Annotated in this window: 12 protein-coding genes; 11 read left to right on the forward strand and 1 reads right to left on the reverse strand. The window is 41.6% G+C overall.

All coding sequences use genetic code 11. From position 1 onward, the window contains the following. Positions 1-133: 133 nt before the first annotated feature. The 10 genes from H615_RS0110275 (at position 134) to H615_RS0110325 (ending at position 14,132) form a co-directional block, all read left to right on the forward strand. Positions 134-1,633, forward strand: coding sequence for a S41 family peptidase (locus H615_RS0110275; protein WP_027955070.1), 1,500 nt, complete (start codon positions 134-136; stop codon positions 1,631-1,633). Positions 1,634-1,733: 100 nt separating this feature from the next. Beyond that, the gene (locus H615_RS21225) at positions 1,734-2,924 is read left to right on the forward strand and encodes a PDZ domain-containing protein (RefSeq protein ID WP_244877741.1); all 1,191 of its coding nucleotides are present in this window, start codon (positions 1,734-1,736) and stop codon (positions 2,922-2,924) included. Between the two features lie 281 nt (positions 2,925-3,205). Continuing rightward, positions 3,206-4,000, forward strand: a complete 795-nt coding sequence (locus tag H615_RS0110285) for an SDR family oxidoreductase (protein WP_027955071.1) — start codon at positions 3,206-3,208, stop codon at positions 3,998-4,000. Positions 4,001-4,039: 39 nt separating this feature from the next. Beyond that, positions 4,040-5,527: an FAD-binding oxidoreductase gene (locus H615_RS0110290; protein WP_027955072.1), complete on the forward strand. Its 1,488-nt coding sequence runs from the start codon at positions 4,040-4,042 to the stop codon at positions 5,525-5,527. Positions 5,528-5,654: 127 nt separating this feature from the next. Beyond that, complete coding sequence (locus H615_RS0110295; protein WP_244877742.1) at positions 5,655-7,109, forward strand: FGGY-family carbohydrate kinase; 1,455 nt, start codon at positions 5,655-5,657, stop codon at positions 7,107-7,109. 20 nt (positions 7,110-7,129) lie between these two features. Continuing rightward, positions 7,130-8,437, forward strand: coding sequence for an MFS transporter (locus H615_RS21230; RefSeq protein ID WP_035531821.1), 1,308 nt, complete (start codon positions 7,130-7,132; stop codon positions 8,435-8,437). A 386-nt stretch (positions 8,438-8,823) separates the two neighbouring features. After that, entirely contained in the window at positions 8,824-9,543 is a 720-nt protein-coding gene (locus H615_RS0110305; RefSeq protein WP_027955074.1) for a MurR/RpiR family transcriptional regulator, read from the forward strand. Between the two features lie 425 nt (positions 9,544-9,968). Beyond that, positions 9,969-11,447: an Lsa family ABC-F type ribosomal protection protein gene (locus H615_RS0110310; protein ID WP_027955075.1), complete on the forward strand. Its 1,479-nt coding sequence runs from the start codon at positions 9,969-9,971 to the stop codon at positions 11,445-11,447. 642 nt (positions 11,448-12,089) lie between these two features. Further along, positions 12,090-13,244 carry a S1C family serine protease gene (locus H615_RS0110320; protein ID WP_027955077.1) on the forward strand — a complete coding sequence of 385 codons (1,155 nt, stop codon included), beginning with the start codon at positions 12,090-12,092 and terminating at the stop codon, positions 13,242-13,244. Between the two features lie 18 nt (positions 13,245-13,262). Beyond that, a complete protein-coding gene (locus tag H615_RS0110325; RefSeq protein ID WP_027955078.1) occupies positions 13,263-14,132 on the forward strand; it encodes a peptidylprolyl isomerase in 870 nt (289 codons plus the stop codon). A gap of 255 nt (positions 14,133-14,387) precedes the next feature. On the opposite strand, the gene H615_RS0110330 is transcribed toward H615_RS0110325, so the two are convergent. Further along, a complete protein-coding gene (locus tag H615_RS0110330; protein ID WP_027955079.1) occupies positions 14,388-15,161 on the reverse strand; it encodes an alpha/beta hydrolase in 774 nt (257 codons plus the stop codon). A 199-nt stretch (positions 15,162-15,360) separates the two neighbouring features. Between H615_RS0110330 and H615_RS21235 the strand changes: the two genes are divergently transcribed. After that, positions 15,361-15,777, forward strand: a complete 417-nt coding sequence (locus H615_RS21235) for a hypothetical protein (RefSeq protein WP_035531826.1) — start codon at positions 15,361-15,363, stop codon at positions 15,775-15,777. Positions 15,778-15,988 lie beyond the last annotated feature (211 nt).

The raw sequence follows: 15,988 nt of genomic DNA on the forward strand, positions 1-15,988 counted from the left end.
TCCCACCATGAAATAGACATGCAGAAAGATTGGCGTGCATACGTTAATATCAGGCTGTATGACATTTACGTTGCAGGAGCTTTTTTGCTAGTATAGAAGCAATAAGGAAATCCATTATAGAAGGGTGAATGCGATGAATATAAAACCGCGGTACGTAGTGCTTTTTCTAGCGCTTGCGGTACTTTTAGGGGCTGCCGGCTCTTATGTTGGCCTAGAGTATTTCGGGAGCGGCTCCAAGGAACAATCGCAGTCGGAGCAGTACGCCAATACCGAAGCGGAGAACTTTGGTAGTTTAACAGAGGAACAGCAGAAAGAAGTCATAGAAAACATGGGTGGCGACGCTGACCTGAAGAAGGTCGAACAGGCGTATTCTGTCATTGAGGAGAACTACTTGGAGGATGTGGACAAGCAGACGCTCGTGGAGGGTGCCATTCAAGGCATGCTGGATACATTGGAAGATCCGTACAGCGTCTATATGGACCAGGAAACGATGGAGCAGTTCAACCAGACCATCGAATCCAGCTTCCAGGGTATCGGAGCTGAAGTGAGCATGGTGAACGATAAGGTAACCATCGTCGCTCCCATCAAGGGCTCACCGGCTGAAGAAGCCGGCTTGAAGCCGAACGATCAAATTTTAACTGTTGATGGGGAAAGTGTCGAAGGCCTGGACTTGTACGAAGCTGTCCTGAAAATCCGTGGTGAAAAAGGGACGGAAGTGACACTCCAAGTGGAACGTCCCGGCGTCAGCGAACCGCTCAACATCGACATCACCCGTGATGATATTCCGCTTGAGACCGTCTATTCTGATATGAAAAAGGTCGACGGTAAAAAAGCAGGCGTGATTGAAATTACATCCTTCTCAGAGAAGACCTCTGATGAATTCCATAATGCGCTTGAGAAACTGGAAAGTGACGGCATGGAAGGACTTGTCATTGATGTCCGCGGAAACCCGGGCGGATTGTTTACCGACGTCCAGGAAATCCTGAAGGAATTCATTCCGAAGGACAAGCCGATCGTGCAGGTGGAAGACCGCAGCGGTGAGAAAACGGAGTATTATTCAGAGATTACCGAGAAAAAAGAGTATCCCGTCACGGTCTTAATGGATGAAGGCAGTGCCTCAGCTTCTGAAATTCTGGCCGCCACGATGAATGAAGCCGGCGGTTATGATCTTGTCGGAACGAAAAGTTTCGGAAAAGGAACCGTCCAACAGGCTATCCCAATGGGTGATGGCAGCACGATCAAGCTGACGCTGTTCAAGTGGCTCACGCCTGAAGGCAACTGGATTCATGAAAAAGGGATAGAGCCGACGGTTGAGGTGAAGCAGCCGCAGTACTTCTATACCAATCCAGTTGACATTGAAGAGGCACTGGCTTATAACGACAACAATGAAAAAGTGAAAAACGTGCAGGAAATGCTGAAAGGTCTTGGACATGATCCCGGCCGTACGGATGGCTACTTCAGTAAAGAGACCGAAAAAGCTGTGAAAGCATTCCAGAAGGACGCCGACCTTGAAGCCACTGGAGAAGTGGATGAAAAAACCGGCGGGAAGCTGGAAGAAGCAATCATTGAACAAGTGAGAGACGAAGCCAACGATAAACAGATGGACAAAGCGGTAGAGGTCTTGTTTGAATAAGCAGGATTCTGCCGATCCATGACGAAATATATCCGTAGTCGAAGACTGCGGATTTTTTCGTACGATCAGACCTGTTGGTGAAGTGTTGGAAAGGAGAATCGTGTTGGGCGCTTGGTTTATGGAAATTCTTCAAGGAACGGGCAGACTGTTTTTCCTGCCTTTTTTATACATTGCTCTCATCATGAGTGTGATGGTATCTGCAAATCGAATCAAAAAAGAGAGGCGCATGTTCGGAACACGGGTATTCGACCGTTTTTCTGAATGGAAAGGGACGTGGAGTGTGTCGCTTCTCACAGGACTCGTCATCAGTATCATCGGTGTAGGAGCTGGACTGACAGTCTCCTACCCGTTTCTTTTTCTCTCAGCAGCCATTTTGCTGCTTGTGAGCCTCACGGGACGGCTGTCGTGGTATTCTCCCGCCTACACGCTCGGGGTTACAGGGCTTGTCCTTTTACTGATGCCGTTTCTGCCGGAAAGCTGGAAATCCCATCCTTGGATGGAGACGTTGTTCGATACCTCCCTTCCGATGGTGGCGCTGCTGTTGAGCCTCCTGCTGGTCAGAGAGGGGTTACTGCTGCTGAAAACCTCCCCTTCCCATACGTACCCTGAGCGGACGAAAGGACGGAGGGGCCTGTGGATCGGGCAGCATAGGGGGAAACGAATGACGGTTGTTCCGTTCTTTTCCCTTATTCCGGGTGGCGTGATTGAGCCGTTCGCCTCGTGGTGGCCGGTCATTCCTGTCGGTGGCGACACGTACGGCGTCATTCTCATTCCTTTCGTTCTCGGGGCGGAGTGGCTCGTACGCGGCCAGTCCCCGGAAATGGCGTCCAAAGCGATCGGTCGTCATACGTTCCTGTTGGCTTTCTTCCTTACTATGCTGGCTGTAGGGAGCTTTTTCTTAGAAATTCTTTCGATTGTCGTATTTGCGCTCGCCTTGATTGGGCGGGAATGGATTTATCTCCGCCACCGGTCAAGAGAGAATAAAACCCCGTTTTTCACATCGACGCCAAAAGGTGTCCGTATCCTGGGCGTGATTCCGGAGAGCCCGGCTGACCAGATGGGCCTTTTCCCTGGTGAGCTTATTGAACGGGTGAACAGCATCCCGGTCCGTACCGAGAATCAGTTTTATGAAGCGCTCCAAAATACTGGTGCTTTTACAAAAATTGAAGTGCGCGATGAGTGGGGCGAAAACCGTTATGTGCAGCGGGCGATGTATGAAGGAGAGCATTATGAGCTCGGTCTTGTATTCGTGGAACCGCCGACACATGAAAGTTCGGTCGGGTTCTTTTAATAAAAAGATGAGGAATATTGTTTTACCTTTAAAACGTTCACTGCCCGTATTAGGGAAAGTGAACGTTTTTTTATTGGCTTCTTTGAAAGTCTTACAAGGATAATTCTGCGACTAACATCATGCTTTAAGAAGGCATTATTATACAGGGCTTAATAAAAGAAAATTTTCCTTTATTTTTATATAATCTAATAAATTAAGAAAATTTCTCTAAAAAAGCTTGTTTTCCTCAATGATCCGTATTAACATAATATTAAGAATTTTTATCCAAGGAGTTGTGGTCAATGAGCATGGAAGGTTATCAGATTACTGACTTTAAAATGGAGTTCTTCAGTCTAAGAGGGAAAGTAGCTATGATTACGGGAGGCAATTCAGGGCTAGGTCAAGGCTTTGCTCTTGCACTTGCAAAAGCAGGAGCAGATGTTTTTGTTGTCAGTATGGAAAAAGATGATGACAAAACTAAGAACTTAATTGAAGCAGAGGGTGTAAATTATCACCTTGAAATTGCAGATATCACTAAGGATAGCGTATGCAGGGACCTAGTTGATAAATGTATTGAAATATTTGGAAAAGTGGATATTCTTTTGAATAATGCTGGAATAGGAATCAATGAACCTGATGTAACAAAATATACTAGAGTTCAGTGGGATAAAATGGTCTCTGTTAATTTGACTGCTCCATTTGAATTAGCTAGTGAAGTAGCCAAACATATGATTCCTCGAGAAAGTGGAAAAATTATTAATACATGTTCATTATTTTCTTTTCTTGGGGGTCAATGGTCCCCGGCTTATGCATCCACTAAGCATGGATTGGCAGGATTTACGAAAGCTTATTGTGATGAATTAGCTCAATTTAATATTCAAGTAAACGGAATCGCCCCAGGGTACTTTGCAACGGATGTTACAAAATCAACGAGAGAAAACTCAGAGACAAACCAACGCGTTCTTGATCATATTCCTGCAAATAGATGGGGAAATATACTTGACTTAATGGGTACAATTGTATATTTAGCATCTGATGCTTCTAATTATGTGAACGGAACTTTAGTAACTGTTGATGGTGGCTATCTAGTCAGATAAAGCACTTAAAAAATATTTTTATTAAAGGAGATTGAACTTATGAACAACCAAACTGTTGAAAGTACAATTGATGAATTGAAATCTTTACTAACGGAAAAGCAAATAGTCACAGAAACAGAGGAACTATATGATGCATCAGCAGATCGATATAAGAAATATGCCAAAGTTAAGAATGTTCTGGATGTACCTATGCCGATTGCTATTCTTTACCCCCATTCTACAGAGGAAGTAAAATCGCTCATTTCTTACTGTAATCAGAATGATATTAATGTTATTCCAAGGAGTGGAAAAACAGCTACAGAAGGCGGATTGGAAAACTGGAAAGACAAGACAGTAGTCATCGACGGGTCCAGAATGAATGAAATCATCAAAATAGATCCATATAACATGCAAGCCACTGTTCAGTCAGGCGTAAAACTACAAACTTTGGAAGATGAATTGCGTAAACAGGGCTATACAACTGGACATTCTCCACAATCCAAACCTGTTGCTCAATTGGGAGGATTAGTAGCCACAAGGAGCATCGGACAATTTTCTACTTTATACGGAGCGATTGAAGATATGGTGGTTGGATTGGAATGTGTCTTCCCAGAAGGACAAGTTTCAAAAGTGAAAAATGTTCCACGGCGATCTGGGGGGCCGGATATTCGTCACATTGCTATTGGGAATGAAGGTGCCTTATGTTATATCACGGAAGTAACAGTTAAAATATTCAAATTTTACCCTGAAAATAACACGTACTATGGATATCTCGTTGAAAACATGGACGCTGGATTAAAAGTTTTAAGAGAAGTTATGGTCAATGGTTTCAAACCGTCTGTGGCTCGATTGTATTCCGAAGAAGATGCGAGACAGCATTTTAATCATTTCTATAAAGACAAATGCGTGTTGATTTTTATGACAGAAGGTCCAGAAGGTATTGTAAAGGCTACTAATGGAGCTATTGAGGAAGCAGCTGAAAAGTTCGACTCTCATATCTTTGAGAAGGTAGACTCTTCACATATTGAAAACTGGTTTATTAATCTTAATTGGGATCAAAGCAGAATTGATGAAGAAATTAACGAAATGAAAGACCACAATTCACATGATGGTTTTACAACAGAAGTTTCTGCTGATTGGGAGAACGTTATAAAAATTTATAATAACGTTATGCATCGAATTAGAAATGAATTTGACAGAGCAGATGAGTTAACGATGCTCGGAGGCCACTCTTCTCACAGTTACCTTAATGGAACAAACATGTATTTTGTTTATAACTACACGATCAATTGTGCGCCAGAAGATGAAATGCAAGTCTATCACCACCCCATTCATGAAATTATCATAGAAGAAACTTTGAAATGTGGTGGTTCAATGTGTCACCATCACGGAATAGGCAAGTATCGTTCAGAGTGGACGAAAGCAGAACATGGTTCCGCCTATTATATGTTGGAGAAATTGAAAGAAGCTTTTGATCCAAAAGGGATCATGAATCACGGAACAATTTTTCCACAAGAAAGTGAAATAAAGAAATTCATTAGGTCTTAAAATAAAACACTTTTGTATGCATATTGTTTGATTGTTATGTAGTAGTAGAATTAAATCCCCTCCTTAGTGAAGAAAACACCATGATTTAGAATGATTGGTTATTTCTTATCTAAGGAGGGCTAATTTGGTGAAGAAAGGCATGGTTATGATGATTGAAAATAGATATGTTTTAGGGATCGATAATGGTTCACAAAGTACTAAAGTTATTCTGTTTGACATGGAAGGCACAGAAGTTGCATTTGGTTCATGTCAACTAAAAGATCCTTTGACTCCAAATCCAGGAGTCGTACTCCATCCTGATGATGACTTATGGGATAGTGTTTATCAAGCGATAGAGAATTGCTTGAATAATTTTGATGGAGATCGGAAATCTATCGAAGGAATCGGACTCTGTACAATTCGCAGCTGTCGCGTCTTGCTTAAAGAAAATGGCTCGCTAGCTTCCCCTGTTTTGAGTTGGATGGATGAGCGATTAGCAGAACCTTATAAACATGAAAATGACCAAGTGCATTATGTTACATCTACCTCCGGATACCTGGGTTTTAAACTGACGGGAGAATTTACTGATACAGCCGGAAACTATGAAGTGAACTGGCCGTTGGATCGAGAATCATTAGAGTGGTCTACAGATGATTACGAAATGGAAGCTAATGGTTTAAATAGAGGCATGCTCTTCGATCTTGTAAAACCAGGAGAAAAATTAGGTTATATCCGAAAAGAAATAGCCAATAACTTCGGGTTAGCAGAAGGTATCCCGGTCATTGCTACCTCCAATGATAAGGCTGTCGAAGCATTGGGAGCCGGGATAAAGAATGAAAACTCAATCATGATTTCATTAGGGACATATATATCTTCCATGCTCATTAGGGACAATGATTATGAAAACGCAAACAATTTTTTCCCTACACTTTCGGCTATTCCTTACAAATATGCATATGAATCCAATGGAATACGGCGCGGAATGTGGACAGTCACTTGGTTTAAGAAGTTGATAGGAGAAGAATTGGTCTCTAATGCTTCTAAGTTCGGCTTGACCGAAGAGGATTACTTAAATAAAAAGGCTAAAGAAGTTCCAGCAGGAAGTGAGGGATTAATCACAATCCTGGATTGGTTAACAAGTCCTGATTATCCTTATAGGAAAGGGTTGATGATTGGCTTTGATGATAGGCATACCAGATATCACATATATCGGTCTATTTTGGAAGCGATTGCATTCAATATTAAGAATAACATTGATAACATGCTGGAAGAAATAGACTCCCATATAAGTGAAATTGTCGTAACAGGCGGAGGATCCAAAAGTGACGTAATCATGCAGATAATATCTGATTTATTCGGTTTACCAGTTCATAGAAGATTAGGAAATAGTAGTGCTTGTTTAGGTGCTGCAATAAGTACTTGCTGTTACTTAAATAGGTACGAAGATTTTTCAGAAGCTATGGAAAATATGATAAAGACTGATAAAACTTTTATTCCCAATATGGAAAATCATAAATTATATAACAAAATAAATGAGACGGTTGTGAAAAATGTAAGACCCCATACTGATGAGGTTTTGAAACTTACTTATTCTATATTTTAAATAAGAAATGAGTGAAAAATATGCAAACGAACAACCTGAAAAGGTATTTTCAGTTCTCTCTTATTGTATTAGCAGGTGGTTCTATTTTTCCATTAATCTATTTAAGAACGAATTACCAGGAAACTATCCTGGAAGTGTACGGATTAAGTCTATCTGACTTGAATTTGATTCTCTCAGCTCTGGGTATTGCCTATGTAATCGGTTATTTTCCAAGTGGTTGGCTGGCAGACAGGTTTTCAGCCAAAAAGATGCTGTCTCTATCCCTTTTTGCTGTAGGTTTAGCAGGAATTTGGTTTGCTCAGGTTCCTAGTTATCCAATAGTCATATTGATTTTTATTATCTGGGGAATTTTCTCTGTGTTGACTTTTTGGTCAGCACATTTGAAACTAGTCAAGCTGATTTCTAAAAAAGAAGAGGAAGGCCGTTTCTTTGGTATTTTGGATGGAGGAAAAGGTATTGTTGAAGCGGTTCTCGCAAGTATTGCGGTTTCAATTTTCTCAACCGTTTTAAGTGGCAGCACGGCAACTGCAGATAAGCAAGATGCATTAACTTCAGTAATTTATATGTATTCTGGTGTATTAATACTAGTCTCAATCTTAATCTTGATGTTCGTGAAAGTCGATGAACCAAATTCAAAACCATCCGTAAATGACAATAAAAATAAGAAATCAGATAAAAAGTCTGCCATAAATCTCGAAGTCATGAAAGAGGTTCTTACCAATAAATCTGTATTGTTAATGGGTGGCATTATTTTTATGGCTTATATTGTTGCATGGACTGTATATTACGTAGGGGGATTCTTGGAAGTTAGTGTTGGTGTATCTGCTTCTGCCGTAGGTGTAATTACTGTAGTGATGCTATGGATGAGGCCCATCGGAGGTGTGTTGGGCGGCTTTTTAGGTGACAAACTAGGAAGAAGTCTAGTTTTAACTTTTTCTTTGGTTTTAGCGACAATTGTCTTAATAGTTACGGCCTTACTACCGTCGGGTATCCCAAATACTTTCTTCTATGCAATGATCATTTTAATCGGTTTATCTGTTTATTCTATTAGAGGTTTGTACTGGTCATTGTTAGGGGATTGTGAAATTGAAGAGAGATCCCTGGGTTTATCAATAGGGTTAATTTCATTCATTGGCTATTTACCGGATATACTATTACCATTGGTTGTAAGTGGATTAATGACCAGCTTTGGTGAATCCAATGGATACAATGCTTACTTTATCTTTAGTGCATTGGCAGGTGTAATAGCTATTATTTTCACAGTCAATTTTAGAAAGATGATTAATAATAAAGCGATCAATCAAGAAAAAGAAGCGGTCTCTCAATAATATGGAAAGCTGAATAAGTTTATAGGCAATCCGTTACTCTCTTTATATTTTTGAGAATAGCAGGTTGCCTTTTTTTATAAAGGTGTGAAATGATGTTTGCTTTTAAGTTAATATGTTCTATATCAACATTTAGTTTAATACGGGTATTATAGAGCTAGTTAACATGATAGATTTGTACATATACTTTAGAAATTGAATAGAACATGTCAAATCAGAAGTTAATTTATTATCAAGAATTATTGTTGAATGCTTGAATAAATTTGCAAATTCTTCTATTTAATAATGGTAATAAAATAAAATATAATGAATAGCTGCTTCGTCATATTTTGAATGACCAGTAATTATTGTACTACCATACAAACGAAAACATGAGGAGTTCTAGAGAAATGTTGAAACTAAGAACAGAAAAATTAACTTCACTAGAGAAGAGGATACACAATACATTGTCAGAAACCGCCGCTTCAGACAATGCCTTGAAAATTGTGGAAGCAGCTGAGTTGTGTGAGGTATCCCCTTCTAAAGTATCAAAGCTAGTCAGGAAATTGGGATTTGAGAATTTTAAACAATACAAACTATACTTTAGTGGAGACGAATCTGCTGTTAAAATGAAACAGAAATCAAACGAAATTGAGCGGTTGATGCAATTTTTAGAGCATTATGATGACAAAATAGTTGATGACTTCATGGCTGTTTTTACGCAATTTGATAAGGTGATTATCTATGGCTTAGGTCCTTCATATATCTGTGGCGAGTATTTTGCTTACAAACTTGGAACATTAACTAAAAAAAATATTTACGTAACTCAAAATGAGGAATATGCTGGACGTTTAGCCGATGAGAATACCTTATTAATAGTGTTATCAGTCACAGGAACTTTCTCATCTTTTAGGAATTTGTTTACTTCCATGAGAGATAAAGGAGCTCAAATCATGTTAATACTGGAAGAGCATATAAATACACGTGATTTTGATGCAGATTATATCTTCCGTTTAACAAAATTCGCTCAAGATGAAAATTTGATGGCATTTGAGAAAACCAGAACTTTATTTTTTATCTTCATTGAAGAAATTATATTTAAATTGAGGCAGGAATTGAACGAAACATAGTTATATAAATAACATAAAGGTAGTATGATAATTTTTTTGTTCGATATATATCTTTTGATGCTACACATGTATTAGGAATAAGAATAGGATTATTGTGTTTGAAAAAAAGAAGTGGTACGATGGAAAAAACAGAAAGGACTGATGATTCCAAATGATTAACTAATCTATATTTTATTAAAGTGTATGGTTTCGAATACCACTAAAATATAGGATTAGTCTATTCATTTATAAAAATCAGTCGTAACCTCCATATGCTGTTTTCTATTGGCATATTTGTTGGTTTATCGTGATGTACGTTGACTAATCCTTCCAATGATTATTGGGAGGATTTTTTATTCCTCTCATAGTTGGTTACATTTCATTATCTATTTCAGTCGTCTGTACGGAAGTAGATGTGTGTTTGAATATGTAAAGGAGGAAAAAAGATGTCGATGATTCAAGTTCAGAACCTGACTTTTTCATATCCAAGCAGCTTTGACAATATTTTTGAAAATGTAAGCTTTCAAATAGATACTGATTGGAAACTGGGGTTTATTGGTCGGAACGGAAGGGGGAAAACAACATTCATGAACCTCCTGTTAGGAAATTACGAGTATAGCGGTCAAATCATTTCTTCTGTGGAATTCAACTATTTTCCTACTCCCGTTGCGGATAAAAGGAAAGTCACTCATGAAGTGCTGGAAGGCATATGCCCACAAGCAGAAGACTGGGAGTTCTTCCGGGAAATCTCGCTGTTGAATGTTGATGCAGAGGCTATGTACCGGCCGTTTGATACGTTATCAAATGGTGAGCAGACAAAGGTGCTGCTTGCAGCTCTTTTCCTAAATGAAGGCCGGTTTTTATTAATTGACGAGCCGACCAACCACTTGGATATAGAGGGAAGAAAAATCGTTGCTCAATATCTAAATAAGAAAAAGGGCTTTATATTAATTTCCCATGATAGAAACTTTGTCGATGGATGTGTGGATCATATCTTATCGATCAACAAAGCGGATATCGAGGTTCAGACCGGAAATTACTCTTCATGGAAGCTGAACTTTGACCGTCAGCAGGAACTGGAGGACGCGGTCAATGAACGGCTTAAGAAGGATATAAGCAGGCTGAAAAAATCATCAAAGCGCTCAGCTGGCTGGTCTCATAAAAAGGAAGCTTCTAAAAATGGCACGACCAACTCTGGTTCTAAAATCGACAAAGGATATGTCGGCCATAAGGCAGCAAAAATGATGAAGCGTTCAAAAAACATAGAAGCAAGGCAGCAGAAAGCTTTGGAAGAGAAGGAAACACTCCTTAAAAATGTGGAAACCAGCGAGTCATTAAAATTAGAGCCGTTGAAATTTAAGTCGAAGGAACTTCTGCATGTTGAAGAGCTAACCGTTATGTATAACGATGCCAAAGTCAATCAACCGGTTAGTTTTACTGTTAATCAGGGAGATCGAGTCGTGTTCGATGGTAAAAATGGTACAGGGAAAAGCAGTATTTTAAAGCTGATCTTAGGAGAGTCCGTCCAGCACACGGGAACGATCATATCAAATTCAGGACTGATCATCTCCTATGTGAAGCAGGATGCTTCTGATTTTAAGGGGAGTTTATCCGGTTTTATAGAAGAAAACAATATCAACGAGCCGTTACTTAAAGCCATTTTACGTAAGATGGATTTTGAACGGGTGCAATTTGAAAAAGATCTATCCACTTTTTCAGAAGGTCAAAAGAAGAAACTGCTCGTAGCCAGAAGTTTGTGTGAAAGAGCTCACGTATACATCTGGGACGAGCCCTTAAATTTTATTGATATGTATTCCCGTATGCAGATTGAGGATCTTATTGAAAGGTTTCAACCTACAATGCTTTTTGTCGAGCATGATCAAGCATTTAAAAAGAGAGTTGCGACAAAGACAATCACTTTATAGCTTTACACATGATTACATTAATCAGCCCTTTATGAAAACCACTGTTGAAGTTAGGAATGAGGAAATGAAACGATCATTAAATACATTAGGTTCCATCATTCTTTTTATCGGAGTCGTGCTGTTTATCCTTAGGTTTCAATCAGGTATGGATCTTTTTTATACACCCTGGCTCTTTTCTATTACAGGGTTGGGTTTCCTGGCTTTTTATGCGATTTCAGCTAAAGAAGAAACGAGCCTTTTCTGCAGGGTAGGCTTGCACAAGTATGAGAAAATCGGCTGGGATGATGAAATAAAGTCCAGAGCTGTATATCAGTGTCAAAGGTGTGGAAGGAAGAAGACAGTGTTCAGATCTGTGTAGATCCGCTCTAGATTGCCACATAAAGGGAAGGTAATCATGAATTTAGAAGTACCCAATCGGTCGATCATTCTAACGGGGGGGGGGGGTTATGTTTTGTTTCATCCTTTTCCTCCCTGAATGTGTGAGTTTTATCAATGGATGATGCTTTTCGTATCAGAAATGATTCCCAGCCCTCTCCCAAAGGTGAGGGCTGTTTTTTTATGTCCACTGAATTACGCTCTGACATCTCCCTGACACATTCAAGACTTATAGTGTAATCAGATCAAAGGAAATGAGGGAGCGGAATGAGTGAACAGAAGACATCACTTTTAAAAATAACCGGTATCGCTTTATCATCAGGGATTTTAGGGGCCGCACTTACATTAGGAACCGTTTCTCAATTGGAAGAACTGCCGAAGACATCTGAAACGGTCAGTGCGTCTCAAGAGTCGGTGGAAGGTGAGACAGAAACCTTATCCACAACGTCTGCCTTGTCTACAGCGGATGTTGCAGAGCGAGCTTCCGAAGCGATTGTCGGTGTCGTCAACTTGACGAACCAGCAGACGCCGTTTGCTTCGGCAGAGGAAGTAAAGGAGGCTGGTACAGGCTCGGGCGTCATTTATAAGGTGGAGGATGATGCCGCTTTTATTGTGACGAACAACCATGTGATTGAAGGGGCCTCGGAAGTGGACATCTCACTTTTTGATGGGGAAACCACCTCCGCAGAAGTCATTGGCGCCGATGCGCTTACGGATATCGCCGTTTTGAAAATAGAAGGGAGCTATAGTATCGAACCGCTGGCCTTCGGCGACTCCGATTCCGTCCGTGCAGGCGAGGGCGTCCTTGCAATCGGGAACCCGCTCGGACTGGACTTATCCCGGACGGTCACTCAGGGGATTGTCAGTGCGGTCGACCGGACGATTTCTGTAACGACGTCTGCTGGAGAGTGGGATCTTGATGTCATTCAGACCGACGCCGCCATCAGTCCGGGGAACAGCGGGGGTGCGTTAATCAATGCCTCGGGTGAGCTGATCGGAATCAACAGCTTGAAAATGGCCGATGCCGATGCGGAAGGGCTTGGTTTTGCGATTCCGAGTAATGATGTGGAAACGCTGATTGCGGACATGAGTGAAGATGGTCAGGTGGACCGCTCCTACCTCGGCGTGGGTGTCGTCGGCGTCAATGAGGCGCCTGCCCAGTACCGGACGTCACTGCCGGAGGGAACCGAAGAAGGTGTCATTGTCGCCTCTGTCGATGAAACATCGGCGGCTGCTAAAGCAGGCCTGCAGGTTGAAGATGTGCTGACTTCTATCGATGGAGTGGCAATCTCAGACAGCACGGACCTGAGAAAATATTTATATACAGAAACGAGCGCAGACGACACTGTCGTTGTGGAATTTTACCGCAATGGACATTCGCAGACGGTAAATGTGACCCTTACGGAACAAATCAATGAGTAGAATAGGAGTTTTGAAGAGATGAATAAAAAAATGCTGCTGGGAGGAGTGGTCGCGGTTTCCGCTGTCCTCCTGATTATTTTGAGCCTGAGTATGGATCCGAAGGAAAGTGTAGCTTCCGTGAACGGAGAAGACATTGAAAAGGAGGAGCTGTATGATACGCTGGTGGAACAGTACGGTCAGGAAACGCTGGATACGCTGATTACCAACAAAATCGTTGAACTGGAAACAGAAGACAATGACATTACGGTGAGTCAGGAAGCTGTGGAGGAAGAACTGGATGTGTACTATGATCAGTACGGTGGTGAGGAAGCCTTCCAGTCCACCCTTGAAGCAAGCGGGATGACGATTGCTGACGTAGAGAAGGATATTGAAGATTACTTAGCTGTTGATCTGCTGCTTGCTGAGAGAATTTCCATCACTAATGAAGAAAAGGAAACCTACTTCGAAGAAAACAAAGAAAGCTATAATGTACCGGAGCAGGTAAGCGCACGCCATATTCTGACCGAGACGGAAGAGGAAGCAGAGGAAGTGCTGACGAAACTGGAGGATGATGAGGCGTTTGAAGATCTTGTGGCTGAATATTCCATTGATGATACGACGGTGGCATCAGGAGGCGATCTTGGAGCGTTCAGTGAAGGTGAAATGGTCGAAGCCTTTGAGGAAGCCGCTTTTTCGATGGAAGTTGGGGAAGTCAGTGATATCGTTGAGACGGAGTACGGCTATCATATCATTGAAGTGACCAATCATACCGAAGCGCAGGATGCGGTTTATGATGAAGTGGAAAAGGAGATTGGTGAGACGTTATACCAATCCAAAGTCAGTGAAGAGTACAACCTTTGGATGCAGGAGAAAATGGAGGAGTACGATATTGAAAATACTCTGGAGTAAATAAGAAAAGGCCAGCCGTTTATAGGCTGGCCTTTTCAGTTTCTTGAACATGTATTGGTCATCAAGTGTGTTTTTTGTGAGGGTAACGGTCACATTACGCTTATCGATGGATGCTTGCCGCGGGCACGGCTTCAGCTAACGTGGGCAGGAAAGCCACCTGCCCAAGTAGATCTTCGGATCACGCTGTTTCCGCAGGCGTCACCACCGAACGCTTCTCGTGTCCTTTAGTCTCCACAACCTGAAAAGGCCGGCCTTTTATGGGCTGACCTTTTTTCGATGCTTGATGGAGGTGCGCGTCTCTAGATAGGAAAGCAGCTCATCGATGATTTGATCCTTATCGTAGTCCATCGAGGCGACATGGTAGGAATTCTCCAAGACGTATTTCGATACGCTGTTTGAATAGACTTTTCTAAGGATGTAATCGGTATTCTCTGGTGGAACGACGTTGTCAACGCTGGACACAAAACAGGTGATTGGACATCGAATGCCGGATAATTTCCTTCTGACGACCTTCATATACTTCAACAGTTCCTGGTAAGCGGTCAACGGTGTCTGGGTATAGGTGATTTCCACAGCACCAGGATCTTTGATGTCAGGCTTTCCTTCCTCTATATAAAAGGGCTCGGAAGCTTGTTCCAGATGGGAGAGCGCCGGAATATACATAGCTGGGTTGATTAACGCAATGCCGGAAATGCCGGGATATTGAGCAGCGAGGTCCAGGGTCAGCGTGCCTCCCATCGACTGACCGATGACGAACACCTCCCTGCACCTTGAATACAGTTGAAGATAAGCGGTTTCGATTTGCATATACCAATCGGAAAACGAGCAGGAAGCCAGGTCTTTATAGTGCGTTCCGTGACCTGGAAGTCTTGGCACCGATACGGTATAACCTTGATCCGCCAGCCCTTCTGCCACCTCTCTCAGACTCTGGGGCGTTCCTAAAAAGCCATGACAGAGCAGTACCCCTGTATCATTTCCTTCAAAAAACAACGATTCCGCACCATCAATAACCGGATAGGCTTCCTTCATCATATTTCCCTCCATCTTCATTCACTGGTCGTTCGATAAAAATCTATTAGTGCTATTAAAATGCAATAATTCCGATAAGTCAACTATGTTATATAAGCTGATCGATTTGATCAACGCTTACCTTCCATGTGAAATGGATTTTTCAGGGGCCATCCAGGAATGATAGAATAGCAGAGAAAGTGTAAAAGGGGGCTTGCTTTTGAAGGGAATCCTATTGGTGCTTTTATCTGTTTTATTCCTGACAGCGTGCCAAAGTGAAAGGGAATGGTCCTTCTCTGAAATTGGGAAAAAGGATCTTCCAGGGGACGCGTTGTCCTATTTTCAAACGGTAAAAAATAGACATGGAAATCATATGTTCCAAGACGGAGATCAGAATATAGTATATATCTATTTGAACGGAACAAAACAGGGCGAAGGGGCGGAATATTATACATCCTTCGAAGTGCGGGCAGAAGAAGATACGCTGAACCTGTTATACAAGACAGAGGCCGGCGCTGGTGGTTCGCTTAAATCCGAACGCTTCTACAGAGTCGACGGTTATAAAAGTTATGAGATCTTGAGGATTTATGAAAACGGAAAAGAAGCCGTCTTTGAGACCATATCTCTGGGCGGATAATTTTTTCTATCCCTATAGAAAAAAGGACTCTCCTCCTCTCATTCGCCTTACCCTGATCCATAGGCGCCGCCAACGCCTATACTGCAACCTGGTCATGTGGTGAGGTCACGACGAGCATTTGATGAAGCCTGCGGAAACAGAACAGACCCACCCATAATCGGAACCTGCGCTTCTTTTACCTACATAAATAAAACAACATGAAAGTGAGCCT

It is taken from the genome of Halobacillus kuroshimensis DSM 18393 (assembly GCF_000425705.1).
Lineage (GTDB): Bacteria > Bacillota > Bacilli > Bacillales > Halobacillaceae > Halobacillus > Halobacillus kuroshimensis.